Below are 19,646 nucleotides of genomic sequence, written 5' to 3'. Positions count from 1 at the left end.
GCGGGCTACTTCACCGCGCCCGCCATCACGCCCGACACGAACTGCCGCTGGAAGGCGAAGAAGACCACCAGCGGGATCACCATCGACACGAACGCGCCCGGCGCGAGCACGTCGATGTTGTTGCCGAACTGCCGGACCTGCTGCTGCAGCGCCACCGTGATCGGCGGCGACTCCGAGTCCGCGAAGATGAGCGCCACCAGCATGTCGTTCCAGACCCACAGGAACTGGAAGATGCCCAGCGAGGCGATCGCCGGGCCGCCCAGCGGCAGCACCACGCGGGTGAACAGCCGCACCTCGCCCGCCCCGTCGAGGCGTGCCGCCTCCAGCAGCTCGCGCGGGATCTCCGCGAAGAAGTTGCGCAGCAGGAAGATCGCGAAGGGCAGACCGAAGGCGACATGGAAGAGCACCACGCCGAGCGTGGTCTCGAAGATCCCGAGCGTGCCGAACAGCTTGGACACCGGGACGAGCGCCACCTGCACCGGCACCACCAGCAGCGCCACGACCGCCAGGAACCACCAGTCGCGGCCCGGGAAGTCCAGCCAGGCGAAGGCGTACCCGGCGAGCGAGCCGATCACCACCACGAGGACCGTGGCCGGGACGGTGATCAGGACGGTGGAGAGCAGCGAGTCGGTGATGCGCTCGTCGCCGAGGAGCGAGGCGTAGTTCTCCGTCGTGAGCTGCGCGGGGGCCGTGAAGACCTCCCACCAGCCGCTCGACGCGATCTCCGAGGGGTCGCGCAGCGAGGACAGCAGCAGCCCGACCGTCGGCATCAGCCAGAACAGCCCCACCAGGACGAGGAAGACGCGCAGGGCCCCGCCCGCCGCCCGCGCCGCGAGGCGCGAACCGAGTGACGTCTCAGGGGTGCTCATCGCCGTGTCTCCCTTCGCATCCTGCGGATGTTGAAGGCCATCACCGGGATCACCAGCAACAGCAGCAGCACCGCGATCGCCGAGCCGACGCCCAGGTCCGCGTCCGTGCCGAACGACGAGCGGTACAGCTGGAGCGCCAGGACGTTCGCGTCGTCCTGCGCGGAGCCGGGCGCGATGATGAACACCAGGTCGAAGACCTTCAGCACGTTGATCATCAGCGTCACCAGCACCACCGCGAGCACCGGCGCGAGCAGCGGCACCGTCACCCGGCGGAAGACCTGCCACTCGTTCGCCCCGTCGACCCGCGCCGCCTCCAGCAGCTCGCGCGGCACCGCCGCGAGCCCCGCCGCGATCAGCACCATCGCGAAGCCCGCCCACATCCACACGTAACTGCCGATGACCGCCGGGGTGACCAGCGAGGGCCCCAGCCAGTGCACGCCGTTGTACTGCTCCCGGAAGTTGCTCTCCGGCAGCCGCAGCAGCGCGCCGTCGGCCGCCGCCGGCAGGCGGAACGAGCCGTCCGCGCCGGCCGTCGCCGAGGCGACGACCTTCCCGTCCTTCACCGCCTCCACGCGCAGCCCGGTCAGCCCCAGCTCCTTCGGGTCGACGACGTTGGGCGTGCCGCCGCCGCCCCGCGTGAAGTCCAGCCACGCGGTGCCGCCGACCCCGCCGCCCGGCGGCGCCGCGGGCGCGGCGGCCGGCCGGGCGTCCTGCGGCATCTGCGCGGGCGCCACGCCGACCAGCGGGAGCAGCGCCGGCTCGCCGGCGCGGACCGGGGCCTTCGTCACGTACCCGCCGTCGCCGGCCGCCTTCAGCGGATGCACCGGCAGCGGGCGCGCCTTCGGGAAGACGGAGGACTCGGCGAACGTGTCGTGCACGCCCACCCAGACCGCGTTGGCCACCCCGCGGTCCGGGTCCTGCTCGTACACGAGCCGGAAGATGATGCCCGCGGCCAGCATCGAGATGGCCATGGGCATGAAGACGACCAGCTTGAACGCCGTTCCCCAGCGCACCCGTTCGGTGAGCACCGCGAAGATCAGACCGAGCGCGGTGGCGACCGTCGGCGCGAACACCACCCAGATCGCGTTGTTCTTGACGGCGGTCAGGATGGTGTCGTCGGTGAACAGCTCGACGTAGTTGGCGAGTCCGGCGAAGGAGTCGCCGGACTTGTCGAAGAAGGACCGCTGGACCGAGTACCCGATCGGGTAGACCACGAGCGCACCCAGCAGGACCAGCGCGGGGAGCAGGAAGCCCGCCGCGACGGCCCTGCGGGTGCCGGTCACGCCGTGCCGGACCGAGGACATCACAGCCCCCGGCTCAGCTCTTGTACGCCTTGGCCGCGTCGGCCTCCAGGCGCGCCTGGGTCCCCGCGACGTCCTTCGGGTTCTTCAGGAAGTCCTGCAGCGCCTTCCACTCGCCCTTGCCGGGCGTGCCGCCGAACGACTGCGGCATCTGGTCCGACATGTCGAAGCGGAAGTCGTCGCCGGAGGCGATCAGCGCCTTCGCGATCGTGCGCAGCACGTCGTTCGGGTACGCGGCCGGGTCCAGCGCCTTGTTCGGCGAGAGGAAGCCGCCCTGCTCCGCCCAGATCCGTGCCGCGTCCGGCGAGGCCAGGAAGGTCAGCAGCGCCTGCGCGCCCTTGGTGTCCTTCAGCGCCACCGCCGCGTCGCCGCCCGTCACCACAGGCGCCGGGCCGGAGCCGACGGCCGGGAACGGGAACACCTTGGCGTCCGTGCCGACCTTCGCCTCGGTCTGGCCGATGTTGACGGCCACGAAGTCGCCCTCGAAGACCATCGCGGCCTTCGGCTGGTCGCCGCCGGTGAACGTCTGCGTCACGGAGACCGGGAACTCCGTCTGCAGCGCGCCCGCCGCCCCGCCCGCGATCAGCTGCGGCTTGCCGAACAGCTCGCCGAGGGTGGTCAGGGCCTGCGCGACGGACGGGTCCGTCCACTTGATCTCGTGCCGGGCGAGCTGGTCGTACTTCTCCGGGCCGGCCTGAGACAGGTAGACGTTCTCGAACCAGTCGGTGAGCGTCCAGCCGTCCGCGCCGCCGACCGAGACCGGGGTGACACCCGAGGCCGAGATGGTCTCGGCGGTGCTCAGGAAGTCCTTCCAGGTCGTGGGCTCCTTGGCCCCCGCGTTCTCGAAGGCGGCGTTGTTGTACCAGATCAGCGACTTGTTGGCGGCCTTGAAGTACAAGCCGTACTGCGTGCCGTCGACCGCGCCGAGGTCCTGCCAGCCCTTGCCGTAGTTCTTGGCGAGCTGCGCCTTGGCTTCCGCGCCGAGCGGCTTGATCCACTTCTGGGCCGCGGCCTGCTTGATCGCGCCGACCTGCGGGAGCATCGCGACGTCCGGCGGGCTGCCGCCCGCGATCTTCGTACCGAGGAAGTTGACGATCGGGTCCTGCGCCGGGACGAACGTGACCGTCGCGCCGGTCCGCTTCTCGAACTCGTCCAGGACCTTGGTGAAGTTCTCCTGCTCGGGGCCCGTCCAGACGGCCGCGACCTCGATCTTCTCGCCCTTCAGGGAAGGTAACGAGAGACTCGACCCCGAGGTCCGACCGGTGTCGGGCTTCTTGTCCGCGCCCTCGCCGCCGCAGCCGGCCAGGCCCAGGGCGGCGGTGGTGGTGAGCGCGGTGATCGCCAGTGCGGCCTTGCGTGTACGAAGAGTTGTACGCATTTCTGCCCCGTCTCGTTCGTGCGCGAGCTCGTCCCGTGCCGACAGTCCTACGCCGGGGGCACGAGCCCCGCAATACCGCCTTCGGGGTCCCACGGGGGATCGTGATCGGCTCGTGACGTGCCGTCAGTGGCGTGCGGCCGCCCGGCCGCTCCGCCCCGCCGGGCCGCGCTCAGGCGTGGTTCGCCGGGGTCAGCGGGGCCAGCGGGGCCGCGTCCACGGAGCGCGCGGCGCGGTCGAGGGCGGAGGCCAGCAGGGCGAGGTCCGTCGGCCCGTTGCCCAGTTCGCGCACCGGACGGCGGGACGGCGGGTCGCCCATCCGCTCCCACTCCAGCGGGACCACGGTCGGGCGGAGCGTCGCCGTACGCGGGATGCGGCCCGTCACCCGGCCGCCCTGGAACGGCGTCACGCGGCCGTCCGGGTGACCGAGCCGGCCGCGGCCGGGCGCGGGGTCGTCCGGGCCCGGCGAGGCGGGCGGGGCGTCCAGGACGATCCGCAGCCTCGCGCCGTGCGCCAGCTCCGTGTCCGCCGTGCGGTCCGGCCGCCCCGAGGTCGCCACCAGGTGCACCCCGAGCCGCTCCCCGTTGCGCGCCACCGCCTCCAGGGCCCGGACGACCGAACCGGCCGCGGGCCTGCCGGGCGAGCCCAGCGCGGGCGCGACCAACGCGTCGTAGTCGTCCACCAGGACCACCAGCCGCGGCAGCCCCGCCGCCCCGGCCGGTCCACCCGCGGGCGCGCCGGCGTCGGCCGGTCCGGCGGGCCCGGGGATCCGGCCGGCCGTCTCGGAGGCAGGCTCGTGGCCGCCGGGGTCGTACGCGCCGGCCCGCCGGGCGCGGGCGCCGGCAGTGTCGGGCAGGTCGCCGCGGAGGACACGCCCGCTCGGCCGGTCGTCCAGGTCGCCGGCCGGGTCGTACGCGCGGGCCGCGTCGCCCTGGCCGGCGCCGCGCAGCAGCCGGCCGCTGGGCCGGTCGCCCAGGTCCGCGCCCGCGTCGTACGTGGCCGAGGCCGCGCCCGGGCGGGGCAGCCGGCCGCTCGGCCGGTCGTCCAGCTCGGCGCCCGGGTCGTACGCGCTGCTCCGCCGCGTCCGGGCGCTCGGCGCGTCGCCCACCGCCGCGTCCGACCAGCGGGACGTGCGGGAACTCGGGCGGGACATCAGGTCGTCGGGGCTGGTCCGGGCGTCCGGGACGCGCGGCTCGCGGGGCGCGGCCTCCGCCAGGATCTCCGCCCGGCGCTTCAGCTCCGCCCCCAGCGCCTGCGCGAACTCCCGCATCCGCACCGGGTCGGAGGCCACCAGATGCTCGGTCACGTGCGGCAGCTCCGTACAGGGCGCGAGGCCCTCGCCGCGCTCGCCGCCCGCGCCGTCGACGAGCAGCAGCCCGAGCCGGTCCGGCCGGCCCGCCGCCGACAGCGAGGCGGCGATGGCGCGCAGCAGCTCCGTACGGCCGCTGCCCGGCCCGCCCTCGATCAGCAGGTGCGGGCCCTCCTCGATCAGGTCCACCGCCACCGGCCCGTGCGGGCCCGCGCCGAGCACCGCCGTGCCCTCGCCCGCCGCGGCCCAGCGGGCCATCAGCGACGCCGGCGTGGCGCGGGCGAGCCCCAGCTCGTCCAGGAGCCGCGCCGAGCGCGGCAGCGCCGCCGCCGGCAGCCGGCCGCCCCGGTGTGCCGCCGCCTCGGCGCGCAGCGGCGCCAGCGCCCGGGCGAACCGCTCCGCCCAGGCCGGCGACACCGCGTCGAGGGCCGCCACCGTGCCGTGGCCGGCCGCCCGGCCGCCCGCCGTGCGCAGCAGCCGCAGCGCCGTCGCCACGTCGCCGCTCAGCAGCGCGGCGGCCCCGCACTCGCGGAACGGCAGCGCGGCCGCGCAGGCCGACTCGTACGTCGCCGCCACCGGAGACGTCGGGGAGGCCGCCGGGGCCTCGGCGAGGCAGATCAGATGGATGCCGGCCGCCGCGCCCGCGCCGGCCAGCCGCGCCGTGGTCTCGCGCAGCGCCGCCGAGCCCGGGTCGCCGTCGACGATCACGACCGTGCGCGGCCCCTCGTGACCGGCGGCGGCCTCCGCGACCGCCGGGCGGTCGGCGCTCGCCCACCCGGGGCCGAGCGGCCCGTCGTCCAGCCGGCGGGTCAGCTCGGCGGTGCGGGCGGCGGCCTGCTCGCGGTCGTAGGCCAGCAGCAGCCGGCAGTCCTGGCCGTGCGCGGGCTTCAGATGCGGCAGCCAGCCGAGCCAGCCCCACGTCCGCCGCCGCTCCTCCAGCGGCCGTCCGCGGTCGGCGGCGATCAGGACCAGCTCCAGGTCCGCGGGGGAGTGCAGGGCGGCCAGCTGCGCCACGACGGAGCGGGCCAGGCCCACGAGCCGCTCGCGTGGACCGGCCAGGCCCAGCGAGCCGGCCTCGCGCAGCCCGACGGTCACCGGGACCGCCGGCAGATCGGCGCGGTCCGCCGTGCCGAGCCGGACCACGAGGGACTCGGGGTGGTCGGGGCCGCGCTCCCAGAGCCTCGGGCCGGGGCCGAGCGCGGTCAGCAGCACGGCGGCGGGGTCCGGCCACGTGTCGGAGGCGGGGGCCGGCGCGGCGGGCGCGGGCGCCGCCCCGGGCTGCGCGGGCGCGCCGGCGGGGAGCGGGGCCGCCTCCTCCCGGGCACCGGCGAGCCGACGCGCCCAGGCGCCGAGGCCGCGCCGTCGGGCGCCGTCGGGGCCCTGCGTGGAGGGCGCCTGGCGACGGGTGCGGCCCGTGCGGCTGTGCGCGGCGCCGGGGTCGTCCTCGTCGGCGCGGGCCCGGCCGTGGGCGTCCTCGTCCGTACCGGGCCGGGCTGCCGCCGGGGGCTCGTACGGGATGCCCCGCCCGCCGTGCGTCCGGTCGTCCGCGCCGGGGCGTACGGGCGCGTCGTACGCGCCGCGGCCGTGCGCCCCCGTGGACACCGTGCCGCCGGACACCGGGCCCTCGACGGGGGCGGGGGCGGCGGGAGCGGCCTCGCCGGCGCCGGTGATCACCCGGAGGTGGCCCTCGCCGTCCGGGGCGGTGGCCCGCGCGTCCGCCCCGCAGGCGTCCGGGGGCGTGAGCCGCAGCGCGGACTCGCCGACCCGCAGCAGCGCGCCGGGCGGGAGGGGCACGGGGCGGGCGCCGACCTCGACGCCGTCCAGGGTGGTGCCGTTCGTGGAGCCGAGGTCCGCGACGGTGACCCGGCCGCCGGGGCCGACGGTGACCGTGCAGTGGATCCGGGAGACGTCCGGGTCGTCCAGCGGCACGTCCGCGTCCAGGGAGCGGCCCACCCGGATCGCGCCGCCGTGGAGCAGGTGCACCCCGCCCGCGTCGGGCCCCGCGACCACGTGCAGCCGGGCCGCCACCTCGCCCTCGCCGGGCGTCTCGTCCGCGCCGGGGCCCGGCCCGCCGAGCGACAGCACCGCGCCGTCGACCAGCGGCGGCTCGCCGAGCGCGCAGCGCTGTCCGTCGAGCCGTTCCTGACCCGCGTACAGCACGACGGGGCCGGTGGCCTCCGGTCCGGAGACGGCCGCGGCGAGACCCGAGGCCACCGCGGACAGGGCCGTGCCCGCGGGGGCGGTGACGAGCACGTCGCAGGAGCGCACGGCCGCGCCGGAGTGGCCGTGGCCGGTGTGCGGCGCGAGGACGGTCAGCCGGATCTGCATCGCCGTCAGCGGTCCCTTCTGCGCGCTGCGCCCGGCAGTGGGACCCCCCGGCGGACCGGTGCCTCCCCCTGACCCGGCACGGACGCGTCGTCCGGTACAGGTCGGCACGGACGAGGGGCTCCCGACCCCAGCACGGCCGTGCTGAAGGCATCCTCGCACCTGCCGCCGACAACCTGTCCCCGGGTCGGCCATAAACGATCTTGAATGGTCGACTGTGGACGCAAAAGTGCCTGGTTGTGTCCTCCGCCCGATGCTCCGGGCAACCGCCGGCGCGTCCGAAGCGTCTCGTTCCACGTCGCCTCCCGGCCGGTTCGCGGACGGTTCCGGCCGGGGAACGCGACCGCCGGCGACCGGGCCGTGACCCGTTCGGCGGCACTAAAGTGGGTCGGACACCCGGACGGGTCAGAAGAGACCAAGGAGTCCCCGGGAACCCATCAGGGGAACCATCAGGGGCACCCCGGTCGGGAGCCCCCGGACCCGAGGACCTCCGGACCCCCAGGACCACGATCAGCAGGGAGCGCGTGACGTGCGGCCAATCGGCAGCAAGTACCTGCTCGAGGAGCCGCTCGGCCGCGGCGCCACGGGCACCGTCTGGCGAGCCCGCCAGCGGGAGACGGCGGGCGCCGAGGCGTCCGTGCCCGGCCAGCCCGGCGAGACCGTGGCGATCAAGGTCCTGAAGGAGGAGCTGGCCAACGACGCGGACATCGTCATGCGCTTCCTGCGCGAGCGGTCCGTGCTGCTCCGGCTCACCCACCCCAACATCGTGCGGACCCGCGACCTGGTCGTCGAGGGCGACGTCCTCGCCCTCGTCATGGACCTCGTCGAGGGCCCCGACCTGCACCGCTACATCCGCGAGAACGGCCCGCTCACCCCGGTCGCCGCCGCGCTGCTCACCGCGCAGATCGCCGACGCGCTCGCCGCCAGCCACGCCGACGGCGTGGTCCACCGCGACCTCAAGCCGGCCAACGTGCTGCTCGCCGAGCGGGACGGCCGGATGCACCCGATGCTCACCGACTTCGGCATCGCGCGCCTCGCCGACTCCCCGGGCCTGACCCGCACCCACGAGTTCGTCGGCACCCCCGCGTACGTCGCCCCGGAGTCCGCCGAGGGCCGCCCGCAGACCTCCGCCGTCGACATCTACGGCGCCGGCATCCTGCTGTACGAGCTGGTCACCGGCCGGCCCCCGTTTGCCGGCGGCACGGCTCTGGAGGTGCTGCAGCGGCACCTCAGCGAGGACCCGCGCCGCCCCTCGACCGTCCCCGCCCCGCTGTGGACGGTCATAGAGCGCTGCCTCAGCAAGGACCCGGACCGGCGACCCAGCGCCCAGAACCTGGCCCGCGGGCTGCGCGTGGTCGCCGACGGCATCGGCGTGCACGCCACCCCGGCCCAGATCGAGGCCGCCGAGGGCGTGGGCGCGCTGCTCGCCCCCGACCCGGCCCCCGCGCCCGTGCCGCAGACCCCCGCGGTCCCCGGCGCCGCCGACGCGACCCAGGTGCTGCCGACCGGCCCCGGCGCGCAGTACGACCCGGCCGGCGCGACCAGCGTCCTGCCGGTGAACGGCGCCGGCGACCCGACCACGGTCATGCCGCCGGTCCCGCCCCGCCCCGACGGCCCCCCGCAGCCGCAGCCGGAGGACCCGCACCCCTGGCAGACCCAGCTGCAGGGCGTCCGGGACCGCAACGAGCAGACCCAGATCCAGTACCTGGACCCCGACGACGACCCGCTGCGCCGCCGCCCCCAGCGGCGCCCCGCGCAGCCGCCGCCGTACCAGCCGCCGCAGCCGGCCCAGCCGTACCAGCAGCCGCAGCCGTACCAGCGGCCGGCGCCGCAGCAGCAGCCCGCTCCGCGCCGCCGTCCGCAGCCGCAGCCCGCGCCCAGGCAGCAGTACGCCCCGCCGCAGCAGCAGTACGCGCCCCCGCAGCCGCCGCCCCAGCAGCCCGCGCCGCGGCCGCCGCGCGAGCCGCGCCCGCCGCGGCAGCGCAGCGCCAACCCGATGCGCATCCCGGGGCTCGGCTGCCTCAAGGGCTGCCTGTTCATCATCGTGATGTTCGTGATCGGCGGCTGGATGATCTGGGAGCTCACCCCGCTGCAGGGCTGGATCGCGGAGGGCAAGACCTACTGGGAGGCGATCGGGGACGGCATCGACACCGTCACCAAGTGGTTCGACGAGCTCACCAGCACCGCCGACAGCGTCTCCGGCAGCGGTGGCGGCACCGGCGGTACCGGTCAGTAGGGGCGGTACCGGCCAGTAGGAGCCCCCCGAAGCCGCCGACTCTGCCGATTTGTCGACTTCCGGGGGGTGAATTCCGCCCGGGAGTCGAGACCGGCGACGGAGGCCGCGTAACTTTGACGCGAACTCCAGCCGCTGAGGGAGCAGTCTTGGCACGCAAAATCGGCAGCCGCTACACGGCCCACCAGATCCTCGGGCGGGGCAGCGCCGGCACGGTGTGGCTCGGCGAGGGCCCCGAGGGCCCCGTCGCCATCAAGCTGCTGCGCGAGGACCTGGCCTCGGACCAGGAGCTCGTCGGGCGCTTCGTCCAGGAGCGCACCGCCCTGCTCGGGCTCGACCACCCGCACGTCGTCGGCGTCCGCGACCTCGTCGTCGACGGCAACGACCTGGCCCTCGTCATGGACCTCGTCCGCGGCACGGACCTGCGCACCCGCCTCGACCGCGAGCGCCGGCTCGCCCCCGAGGCCGCGGTCGCGATCATCGCCGACGTCGCCGACGGCCTCGCCGCCGCGCACAAGGCCGGCGTCGTCCACCGCGACGTGAAGCCCGAGAACATCCTGCTCGACATGGAGGGCCCGCTCGGCCCCGGCGGCGCCCACCCGGCCCTGCTCACCGACTTCGGCGTCGCCAAGCTGATCGACACGCCGAAGCGGACCAAGGCCACCCGGATCATCGGCACGCCGGACTACCTGGCCCCCGAGATCGTCGAGGGCCTCCCGCCGCGCGCCGCCGTCGACATCTACGCCCTCGCCACCGTCCTGTACGAGCTGCTCGCGGGCTTCACGCCGTTCGGAGGCGGCCACCCGGGCGCGGTGCTGCGGCGCCACGTGACGGAGACCGTCGTCCCGCTCCCTGGCATCCCCGAGGAGCTGTGGCAGCTGATCGTCCAGTGCCTCGCCAAGGCCCCCGCCTCCCGGCTGCGCGCCTCGGAGCTGGGCGCCCGGCTGCGCGACGTGCTGCCGATGCTGAAGGGCATCCCGCCGCTGGACGTCGACGAGCCGGACGCGGAGCCCGCGGCCCCGGAGCCGTACGAGGACGAGCCGCACGCCACCCGGGCCGGCGAGCCCGGCCCGCGCCGGGCCTCCGTCCCGCTGGTCCCGGGCGCCTCCCCGGACTCCCACCGGGACACCCACACCTCGATGCGCGTCCCGGCCCCCGACGAGCTCTCCGGCGGCCCCCTGGGCACCGCCCGCGCCCCCCGGGCCGCGGGCGCCCGCCGCCCCGGCTCCGCCCGCCACAAGGCGGAGGCGGTGCGCAAGCGCCGCATCACCCTGGGCGTCGCCGCGGCGCTGCTCGCGGCGGCCGTGGGCGCGGGGGCGTACGCGGTCACGACCGGCGGGGAGGAGCCCCCGCCGCGGGACTCGAAGCAGACCACGCGGCCGTAGGGGGTGTCTCGTCGATCACGCCGGGCTCGCGACGCCCGGCACCGCTCCCCCGCTGCCCGAAAGGCGCGGGGGGACCCCAAGCCGCGTTGTCGTCGGTCGCCGACGCGCTGCGTCGCCTCCCTCCTCCGCCTTGCGATGCACGGCACCGGACGCCGCTCCCTGATCCGGCCTGATCGACAAGACACCCCTAGGGAACCCTGGGCGGTCCGGCTCCTTGCGCGGAGCCGTTACGCTGGACGCGTGGCAGTCGTCGATGTATCCGAAGAGCTGAAGTCCCTCTCCTCGACCATGGGGTCGATCGAGGCCGTCCTGGACCTCGACAAGATGAGGGCAGACATCGCCGTGCTCGAGGAGCAGGCCGCGGCGCCGTCCCTGTGGGACGACCCGGAGGCGGCTCAGAAGATCACGAGCAAGCTTTCGCACCTCCAGGCCGAGGTCCGCAAGACCGAGGCGCTGCGCAGCCGCATCGACGACCTCGGCGTGCTCTTCGAGCTCGCCGAGGAGATGGACGACCCGGACACCCGCGCCGAGGCCGAGACCGAGCTCGCCGCCGTCCGCAAGGCGCTGGACGAGATGGAGGTCCGCACCCTCCTGTCCGGCGAGTACGACGAGCGCGAGGCGCTGGTCAACATCCGCGCCGAGGCCGGCGGCGTCGACGCCTCCGACTTCGCGGAGCGGCTGCAGCGCATGTACCTGCGCTGGGCGGAGCGCCACGGCTACTCGACCGAGGTCTACGAAACGTCGTACGCGGAAGAAGCCGGCATCAAGTCCACGACCTTCGTGGTGAAGGCCCCCTACGCCTACGGCACCCTCTCCGTCGAGCAGGGCACGCACCGCCTGGTGCGCATCTCGCCCTTCGACAACCAGGGCCGCCGCCAGACGTCCTTCGCGGGCGTCGAGGTCCTGCCGGTCGTCGAGCAGTCCGACCACGTCGAGATCGACGAGTCGGAGCTCCGCATCGACGTCTACCGCGCGTCCGGGCCCGGCGGCCAGGGCGTCAACACGACGGACTCCGCGGTCCGCATCACGCACCTCCCCACGGGCATCGTGGTCTCCTGCCAGAACGAGCGCAGCCAGATCCAGAACAAGGCCAGCGCCATGAACGTCCTCCAGGCGAAGCTCCTCGAGCGCCGCCGCCAGGAGGAGCAGGCCAAGATGGACGCCCTGAAGGGCGACGGCGGCAACAGCTGGGGCAACCAGATGCGCTCGTACGTCCTCCACCCGTACCAGATGGTCAAGGACCTCCGCACCGAGTTCGAGGTCGGCAACCCGCAGTCCGTCCTGGACGGCGAGATCGACGGCTTCCTGGAAGCCGGCATCCGCTGGCGCAAGCAGCAGGAGAAGTAACCTCCGAACAACGGCGTCGGCCCCCTCCACAACGGAGGGGGCCGACGCTGTTTCCGTATGCCCGAGCGGCAGCCGCGCGGAACCTTTATCCAGGTGCCCGCCACCGGCCCCCTCTCCTACCGTGTGCCGAGGTCGGCTGAGCGGAGGGGATCGGCGATGAGCATGTATTTCGAGATCGGTGACGAGACGTTGTGGAACCCGTCGAACGGCGCCGGGCGCCTCTTCCTGCGGCAGGTCGAGGTCTTCGAGGCGGAACTCGGACTTCCCTCGGGTATCGGCCCGGGAAGGTACCCGGGCGACCCGGATGTGCTCGGGATCGATCCGGTGGTGTACGCCGCGTTCGTGCGCGCCTTGGCCGCCAGGCACTGCCGGACGGGGCACTCCGTGATTCTCGCGCTCTCCGAGGGGTTCGTGGCGACGGCGGTCGCGCTCGCGCGGCGCGCTCGAATCGACGTGGAGCTGACCGAACCGGCCCATGAGTTCGGCGGTGACCGGCGCGACGTGCAGGTTCCCGGCAACCCGAGGGCCACGCCGGGCGCCGTCGCCGATGCGCTGGACTCGCGGGCGCGCGAGATGGACCGTTGGATGGCCCGCTGATCCGATGGCGGTGTTCCATGGCGGAACTCAACACGTCGCCATGCGAAGTCGGTTGGGGGCGGTTGATTCGCTGGCGCAAGTGGAAGCTGCGCGTTTTCCTCGCTTTGTCGACATGGGAACTGCGCTTGGGGAGGCGGAAGTTCCGGGTTTACGTCACAGTTGCTTCACCATATGGCGGGCAAGGCCGGAGGTTTCGGGCATTGCGCGCGCAACGTGCTTGACGGTGCTTTGAAAACTCGCCACGCTGGCGCACGGCATGCGCATTTCTGGGGCGTGTGTGAACGGGGGCAGAACCAGTAACGTCGCCGCCCCCCGTGCCCGTTGCCCCGAGCGCTGCTCCACAAACGAGATGAGCTACTGGGGGTAGCAACCAGATGACGAAGAAGACGCGTGTCCGTGTCGCGCGGATAGCGGCCGGCGCGGTGATCGCCGCCGGTGCGTCGCTCACGGCGGCGGGTGCGGCCTCGGCCGTGGGTGTGGACGTCGAGATCGGCCCGCTGAGCGTCGAGGCGCAGGTCGGCGAGGAGACGGACCCCTGCATCCCGGGCTCGCCCGGCTGTGAGGACCCGACCACGCCGGACCCGACGACCCCGGACCCGACCACGCCGGACCCGACCACGCCGGACCCGACCACCCCGGACCCGACGACCCCGGACCCGACGACGCCGGACCCGACGACGCCGGACCCGACGACGCCGGACCCGACGACGCCGGACCCGACGACCCCGGACCCGACCACGCCGGACCCGACGACGCCGGACCCGACGACGCCGGATCCCACCACGCCGGACCCGACCACCCCGGACCCGACGACGCCGGACCCGACCAACCCGGGCCCGACGAACCCGGACCCGACGAACCCGGGTACGACCGACCCCGACCCGACCAACCCGGGTACCACGAACCCTGACCCGACCAACCCGGGTACCTGCACCGTGGACCTCGACGGCGCCGAGTGCGTCGACAACAACCCGGGGACCAACAACGCCGGCTCGCAGCCCGTCGAGCAGGGCAAGGCCAAGGAGGAGCTGGCGGAGACCGGCGCCGCCGAGACCTCGTTCCTGCTGATCGGCGCCGCGACGATGATCGCCGGTGGCATCGGCTTCCGCATGCTGCCGCGCCTCGTCGCCGGTGGCCGTGGGGCCGCTGCCTAAGCCTCAGGCGATACGCGCAGCAGAGGGCCGGGGCGCTGTTCCTTCCAGCGCCCCGGCCCTCCGGCGTACGTACGCTGCCCGCTACGCGGTCTGCAGGGCCGTGACCAGCGCCACCGCCGCCACCAGGGCGAGCACCAGCGCCAGCAGCATCACGGGGTTCAGGCCGCCGAACGGGCCCTCCTGCTGCATCCGCTCCCGATTCGCCCGGCAGACAGGGCAGCGCCCCTCCGCGACGGGCGCCGCGCAGTTGGCGCACACCAGTCGGTCGTAGGTCATGCGCTCTCCTCTCCGGGAGTCTTCCGCGCGGCGTTCTCCCCGTACAACGCTCCGGGAAGCGCGGTCGTTCCCCTACCACTGTGCCAGCTCCCGCGCGTTTCGGCGCGCCCCGCCCGCGTACCGCCGGATTCCACCCGTTCCGCCCGGAGGGGCGAAAAGGATATAGCGCGCAAGCTGGGACGGCGACTGCGCGGGCGGTCCCCCGTCGCGTAGTGTCACGCACACCTATACTCCCGGCCGACCGTGGTGCACCCGTGATCCGATTCGACAACGTCTCCAAGTCCTATCCGAAGCAGAATCGCCCCGCGCTCCGGGACGTCTCCCTGGAGATCGAGAAGGGCGAGTTCGTCTTCCTCGTCGGCTCGTCCGGCTCCGGAAAGTCGACCTTCCTGCGGCTGCTCCTGCGCGAGGAGCGCGCCAGCCACGGCCAGGTGCACGTCCTCGGGAAGGACCTGGCCCGGCTCTCCAACTGGAAGGTCCCGCACATGCGGCGCCAGCTCGGCACCGTCTTCCAGGACTTCCGCCTCCTGCCCAACAAGACCGTCGCCGAGAACGTGGCGTTCGCCCAGGAGGTCATCGGCAAGCCCCGCGGCGAGATCCGCAAGGCCGTGCCCCAGGTGCTCGACCTCGTCGGCCTCGGCGGCAAGGAGGACCGGATGCCGGGCGAGTTGTCCGGTGGTGAGCAGCAACGCGTCGCCATCGCCCGCGCGTTCGTCAACCGGCCGATGCTGCTGATCGCGGACGAGCCCACCGGCAACCTGGACCCGCAGACCTCCGTCGGCATCATGAAGCTGCTCGACCGCATCAACAGGACAGGGACCACCGTCGTCATGGCGACCCACGACCAGAACATCGTCGACCAGATGCGCAAGCGCGTCATCGAGCTGGAGCAGGGGCGGCTCGTCCGCGACCAGGCGCGCGGCGTCTACGGTTACCAGCACTGAGCGGGTAGGGGAACGACACACCATGCGCGCTCAGTTCGTGCTTTCCGAGATCGGCGTCGGCCTCCGGCGCAACCTGACGATGACCTTCGCCGTCATCGTCTCCGTGGCCCTGTCGCTCGCGCTCTTCGGCGGCGCCCTGCTCATGCGCGAGCAGGTCAGCACCATGAAGGACTTCTGGTACGACAAGGTCAACGTCTCCATCTTCCTCTGCAACAAGAGCGACGCGGCCACCACGCCCAAGTGCGCCAAGGGCGCGGTCACCGCGCAGCAGAAGGAACAGATCAAGGCCGATCTGGACAAGATGGACGGCCTCGTGGAGAAGGTCCACTACGAGTCCGCCGAAGAGGCCTACAAGCACTACAAGGAGCAGTACGGCGACACGCCCATCGCCGCCACCATCACGCCGGACCAGATGCAGGAGTCGTACCGGGTCAAGCTCAAGGACCCGGAGAAGTACAAGGTCGTCGCGACGGCCTTCGCCGGGCGGGACGGCGTGCAGTCCGTCCAGGACCAGCGGAACATCCTGCAGAACCTGTTCGACCTGATGAACGGCATGAACGTGGCCGCGCTCGGCGTCATGGGCCTGATGCTGATCATCGCCCTGATGCTGATCGTCAACACGGTCCGCGTCTCCGCGTTCAGCCGGCGCCGCGAGACCGGCATCATGCGGCTCGTCGGCGCGTCCAGCTTCTACATCCAGATGCCGTTCATCATGGAGGCCGCCTTCGCGGGTCTCCTCGGCGGCGCCGTGGCCTGCGTGATGCTCCTGGTCGGCCGGTACTTCCTGATCGACCACGGGCTCGCGCTCGCGGACAAGATGCAGCTGGTCAACTTCATCGGCTGGGACGCCGTCTTCGCCAAGCTGCCGCTGGTCCTCGTCATCGGCCTGCTGATGCCCGCCATGGCCGCCTTCGTCGCGCTGCGCAAGTACCTGAAGGTGTGACGAGCGCCGCCCGTTCACCACGAGCGCCGTACGGCCAACCGCCGTACGGCGCTCCGTGCTTGTCCTAGAGTGGGCGCCATGGTGGAACCCGGCTTCTGTCGCAGGCCCCGTCGCCACGGCGCCGGGGCCGCCCTGACGTTGGTCTTCGCCGGAGTGCTCGCGGCCGCCGTGGCGACCGACTCCCTGCCCCGCGCCCGGCCCGAGCAGCCGCGCGCCCTGAGCGCCGCCGCCCGCCCGGCCGGCGACACCGTCGACCGCGAGGCCCTCACCGAGGCCGCCGCCGAGGCGATCGCCGACGGCAAGTCGGGCACCGAGGCGGCCGAGGAGTTCGTCAGCCGAAGCGGCGACCGCTGGGGCGCGGTGTACGACCGGCGCGAGTACCAGGAGTTCGAGCAGGCCCTCGGCGGCCGGTACACAGGCGTCGGACTCTCCGCCCGGCACGCCGCCGGCGGGGGCGTCGAGGTGGCCGACGTACGCGCCGACGGACCGGCCGGACGGGCCGGGGTGCGCGCCGGCGACCGGCTGCTCAGCATCGACGGCCGCCCGGTCGGCGGGCTGTCCGTCTCCGAGGTGGTCTCCCTGCTGCGCGGCGACGGCGTCCCCGGCTCCTCCGTGGTCCTCGCCACCGAGCGCGCCGGCTCCGCCCGGACCGTGACGCTGCGGCGCGCCCGGCTCGCCATCGAGACGGTCTCCGTGCGACGGCTCGACGACGGGACGCTACTGATCCGGGTCACCGCCTTCACCAAGGGCGTCGGCGAGCGGGTCCGGGAGGCGGTACGGTCCGCCCCGGCCGGCGCGGGCGTCCTCCTCGACCTGCGCGGCAACTCCGGGGGCCTGGTCTCCGAGGCGGCGGTCGCCGCCTCCGCCTTCCTCGACGGCGGCCTGGTCGCCACGTACGACGTGGACGGCGAGCAGCGCGCGGTGTACGCGGAGGACGGTGGCGACACCCGCCGCCCCGTGGTCGCGCTGATCGACGGCGGCACCATGAGCGCGGCCGAGCTCCTGACCGGCGCGCTGCAGGACCGCGGCCGGGCGGTCACCGTCGGCGCCCGCACCTTCGGCAAGGGCTCCGTGCAGATGCCCAGCGCCCTGCCGGACGGCTCCGTCGCCGAGCTCACCGTCGGCCACTACCGCACTCCGGCGGGCCGCGGCGTCGACGGGCGGGGGATCACCCCGGACCTCACCGTCGGCGACGGCTCCGGTCCGCGGGCCGAGGAGCAGGCCCGCTCGGTATTGAGTGGCCTCAGGGGCGGGTCGTAGTGCGAAAATGACCGCACTATGGCAAAGGGACTCGTGAACGTGCAGGGCAAGCCTGCGAAGAAGAACACCAAGGACAAGGGCCCGGAGCGCAAGCTCATCGCGCAGAACAAGAAGGCGCGGCACGACTACCACATCCTCGACACCTACGAGTGCGGGGTGGTCCTCATGGGGACCGAGGTGAAGTCGCTGCGGATGGGCCGGGCCTCGCTCGTCGACGGCTTCGTGCAGATCGACGGCCACGAGGCGTGGCTGCACAACATCCACGTGCCCGAGTACATGCAGGGCAGCTGGACCAACCACTCGGCGAAGCGGAAGCGCAAGCTGCTGCTGCACCGCGCCGAGATCGACAAGCTGGAGCAGAAGGCCAACGAGACGGGTCACACGATCGTGCCCCTCTCGCTGTACTTCCTGGGCGGCCGGGTCAAGTGCGAGATCGCGCTCGCCAAGGGCAAGAAGGAGTACGACAAGCGGCAGACCCTGCGGGAGAAGCAGGACACCCGCGAGGCCAGCCGGGCCATCGCCGCGGCCCGTCGGCGTCAGCGCGCGGCGCAGTCGGCCTGACGGAATACGCTGGCGACCGGCCGCGTTGGTCACGTACGATGGGCCCCGCACCTCACAGCGGGTGCACATCTTGATAAATCAACATGGGGATGATCGGTTTCGACAGCGGATGTCGAAGCAGGGGAAGCGTGTCGAGGAAGCGACAATGATCTCGTAAACCATATGTCGCAACCAATAATCGCCAACACCAAGCGCGATTCCTTCGCCCTCGCTGCCTAAGTAGCGACTCGCGAAGTGTCAGCCCGGGGCTGTTCCCGACCCGGATCCTGGCATCAGCTAGGGAACTAAACTCACCGACCCGGTCACGGGGCCGGTGAGGAAATCAAACAGTGACTGAGCCCGTTCCGGACTTGTCTGGGTGATCCGGAGGGCTGAGAAACTCGTACCAGACTGCACACGGAGAAGCCCTGGTTCCGCACCGTTGGACGCGGGTTCGATTCCCGCCATCTCCACTCATCCCATGTGGGCAAGGGCCCGGTGGTCTCACGACCACCGGGCCTTTGTCATGCCCGCCTGCGTACCCACGCCACGCACACCACCAGCGCCAGGCCCGCCGCCGCCGGAGGGGCGAGGTAGCCGTACGCGGCCGTCGGGGCGTGCTCCGCCGCCCAGCCGCCCGTCGCCGAGCCGGCCGCGATGCCGCCGAGCAGGGCGGTCACCGCCAGCGTCATGCCCTCGTTCAGCTGCGCCGGCGGGGTCAGCCGCTGGACCAGGCCCATGCCCGTGACCATCGTCGGGGCCGTCGCCATGCCCGCCACCAGCAGCGCGCCCGCCAGGGCCGGCAGCGAGCCGGTGGTGGCCGCGAGCAGCGGCAGCGTCATCAGGGCCGCCATCGCCGCCAGGCAGCCCGCCAGGCCCGCCGCGCGGCGGACCCGCCCGTACGCCAGGCCCGCCGCGCACGAGCCCGCCGCCTGGAGGGCCAGGACCGGGCCGGCCGCGGGGCCGTCCACGTACGCCAGCGTCACGACCTCCATCGCGCCGAACACCGCGCCCGTCGCCAGGAAGACCGCGAGCAGCGGCGCCATGCCCGGCGCGCGCAGCGGCGAACCCGCTGAGGTCCGCGGGGCCACCGGGGGCTCCGTCGACCGCTGCGCGGCGAACGCCAGCACCCCGCCGAGGAAGAGCACCGCGCCGGCCAGCGTGCCCGCCTCCGGGAACAGCGCCGAGCACAGGAACGCGGCCAGCACCGGCCCGATCATGAAGCACAGCTCGTCCACCGCCTGCTCGAAGGCGTTCGCGGTGTGCCGGGCCGCCGGGTCGTCCCGGTACAGGTGCGCCCAGCGGGCCCGCGACATGCCGCCGGTGTTGGGGGCGGTAGCGGTCGCCGCGTAGCTGACGAACAGCGTCCAGGCCGGTGCGCCGAAGTGGACGCAGAGCAGCAGGGCCAGCTGGCCGAGCACGGCCAGGGCCGTGGCCGGGACCGCGACCCGGGCCTGTCCGTACCGGTCGACGAGCCGGGCCGTCCACGGTGCGACGACCGCCGTCGCCGCGAGTCCGGTGGCGGTCACCGCGCCGGCCAGCGCGTACGAGCCGTACCCGGTGGCGATCATGATCACCGCTGAGACGCTGAACATGCCCATCGGCAGCCGCGCGACCAGATTGCCCGCGGTGAACGCCTTCGTGCCCGGCAGGGTGAACAGCCGGGCGTACGCGCTGCCGCGCCGGCGGCGCGCCGGGGCCGCCTCGCGGTAGCGGGGGGCGAGGGCGGGGCCGTGCGGGGTCATGGTCAGGGTCGTCTCAGGCATGGATCAAGGTTCGCGGCAGGGG

At 73.7% G+C, this 19,646-nt stretch carries 15 protein-coding genes and 1 other RNA gene; 10 read left to right on the top strand and 6 right to left on the bottom strand.

The window, feature by feature from the left end; genetic code table 11:
- Positions 1-5 precede the first annotated feature (5 nt).
- The 4 genes from ACNJ93_RS11905 to ACNJ93_RS11890 form a co-directional block, all read right to left on the bottom strand.
- A complete protein-coding gene (locus tag ACNJ93_RS11905) occupies positions 6-869 on the bottom strand; it encodes a carbohydrate ABC transporter permease (RefSeq protein ID WP_418957360.1) in 864 nt (287 codons plus the stop codon).
- Positions 866-2,173 (bottom strand): carbohydrate ABC transporter permease, encoded by a 1,308-nt coding sequence (locus ACNJ93_RS11900; RefSeq protein WP_418957359.1) that lies wholly within the window; start codon positions 2,171-2,173, stop codon positions 866-868. The genes ACNJ93_RS11905 and ACNJ93_RS11900 overlap by 4 nt, the downstream gene beginning before the upstream one ends.
- A 13-nt stretch (positions 2,174-2,186) precedes the next feature.
- Complete coding sequence (locus tag ACNJ93_RS11895) at positions 2,187-3,548, bottom strand: ABC transporter substrate-binding protein (RefSeq protein WP_418957358.1); 1,362 nt, start codon at positions 3,546-3,548, stop codon at positions 2,187-2,189.
- 169 nt (positions 3,549-3,717) lie between these two features.
- Positions 3,718-7,182, bottom strand: coding sequence for an FHA domain-containing protein (locus ACNJ93_RS11890; protein WP_418957357.1), 3,465 nt, complete (start codon positions 7,180-7,182; stop codon positions 3,718-3,720).
- Between the two features lie 526 nt (positions 7,183-7,708).
- Between ACNJ93_RS11890 and ACNJ93_RS11885 the strand changes: the two genes are divergently transcribed.
- From ACNJ93_RS11885 to ACNJ93_RS11865, 5 genes are all read left to right on the top strand, one after another.
- Positions 7,709-9,415, top strand: a complete 1,707-nt coding sequence (locus ACNJ93_RS11885) for a serine/threonine-protein kinase (protein WP_418957356.1) — start codon at positions 7,709-7,711, stop codon at positions 9,413-9,415.
- A 146-nt stretch (positions 9,416-9,561) separates the two neighbouring features.
- The gene (locus ACNJ93_RS11880) at positions 9,562-10,797 is read left to right on the top strand and encodes a serine/threonine-protein kinase (RefSeq protein ID WP_418957355.1); all 1,236 of its coding nucleotides are present in this window, start codon (positions 9,562-9,564) and stop codon (positions 10,795-10,797) included.
- Between the two features lie 240 nt (positions 10,798-11,037).
- Positions 11,038-12,144 carry a peptide chain release factor 2 gene (prfB, locus tag ACNJ93_RS11875; RefSeq protein ID WP_418957354.1) on the top strand — a complete coding sequence of 369 codons (1,107 nt, stop codon included), beginning with the start codon at positions 11,038-11,040 and terminating at the stop codon, positions 12,142-12,144.
- A 156-nt stretch (positions 12,145-12,300) separates the two neighbouring features.
- Positions 12,301-12,741 (top strand): DUF6086 family protein, encoded by a 441-nt coding sequence (locus ACNJ93_RS11870; protein ID WP_418957353.1) that lies wholly within the window; start codon positions 12,301-12,303, stop codon positions 12,739-12,741.
- A gap of 374 nt (positions 12,742-13,115) precedes the next feature.
- Complete coding sequence (locus ACNJ93_RS11865; protein WP_418957352.1) at positions 13,116-13,895, top strand: LPXTG cell wall anchor domain-containing protein; 780 nt, start codon at positions 13,116-13,118, stop codon at positions 13,893-13,895.
- A gap of 81 nt (positions 13,896-13,976) precedes the next feature.
- On the opposite strand, the gene ACNJ93_RS11860 is transcribed toward ACNJ93_RS11865, so the two are convergent.
- On the bottom strand, positions 13,977-14,171 hold the full coding sequence (locus ACNJ93_RS11860) for a hypothetical protein (protein ID WP_418957351.1): 195 nt from the start codon (positions 14,169-14,171) through the stop codon (positions 13,977-13,979).
- A gap of 254 nt (positions 14,172-14,425) precedes the next feature.
- On the opposite strand from ACNJ93_RS11860, the gene ftsE reads away from it, so the two are divergent.
- The 5 genes from ftsE to ssrA all read left to right on the top strand — a co-directional run bounded on the left by ftsE (position 14,426) and on the right by ssrA (position 18,334).
- The gene (ftsE, locus tag ACNJ93_RS11855) at positions 14,426-15,115 is read left to right on the top strand and encodes a cell division ATP-binding protein FtsE (protein WP_351642984.1); all 690 of its coding nucleotides are present in this window, start codon (positions 14,426-14,428) and stop codon (positions 15,113-15,115) included.
- 22 nt (positions 15,116-15,137) lie between these two features.
- The gene (gene ftsX / locus ACNJ93_RS11850; protein ID WP_418957350.1) at positions 15,138-16,058 is read left to right on the top strand and encodes a permease-like cell division protein FtsX; all 921 of its coding nucleotides are present in this window, start codon (positions 15,138-15,140) and stop codon (positions 16,056-16,058) included.
- A 78-nt stretch (positions 16,059-16,136) separates the two neighbouring features.
- Positions 16,137-17,318 carry a S41 family peptidase gene (locus tag ACNJ93_RS11845; RefSeq protein ID WP_418957349.1) on the top strand — a complete coding sequence of 394 codons (1,182 nt, stop codon included), beginning with the start codon at positions 16,137-16,139 and terminating at the stop codon, positions 17,316-17,318.
- Positions 17,319-17,336: 18 nt separating this feature from the next.
- The gene (smpB, locus tag ACNJ93_RS11840; RefSeq protein WP_418957348.1) at positions 17,337-17,879 is read left to right on the top strand and encodes an SsrA-binding protein SmpB; all 543 of its coding nucleotides are present in this window, start codon (positions 17,337-17,339) and stop codon (positions 17,877-17,879) included.
- A gap of 85 nt (positions 17,880-17,964) precedes the next feature.
- Positions 17,965-18,334: a transfer-messenger RNA gene (gene ssrA / locus ACNJ93_RS11835) on the top strand.
- A 48-nt stretch (positions 18,335-18,382) separates the two neighbouring features.
- Here ssrA and ACNJ93_RS11830 read toward each other — a convergent pair.
- Positions 18,383-19,603 (bottom strand): MFS transporter, encoded by a 1,221-nt coding sequence (locus ACNJ93_RS11830; RefSeq protein WP_418961376.1) that lies wholly within the window; start codon positions 19,601-19,603, stop codon positions 18,383-18,385.
- Positions 19,604-19,646 lie beyond the last annotated feature (43 nt).

Origin of the sequence: Streptomyces tritici (genome assembly GCF_048500665.1) — a bacterium.
GTDB classification, from domain to species: Bacteria; Actinomycetota; Actinomycetes; order Streptomycetales; family Streptomycetaceae; genus Streptomyces; species Streptomyces tritici.
The sequence above is the reverse complement of the archived record's forward strand: the minus strand, read 5'-3'. Positions and strand labels throughout refer to the sequence as shown.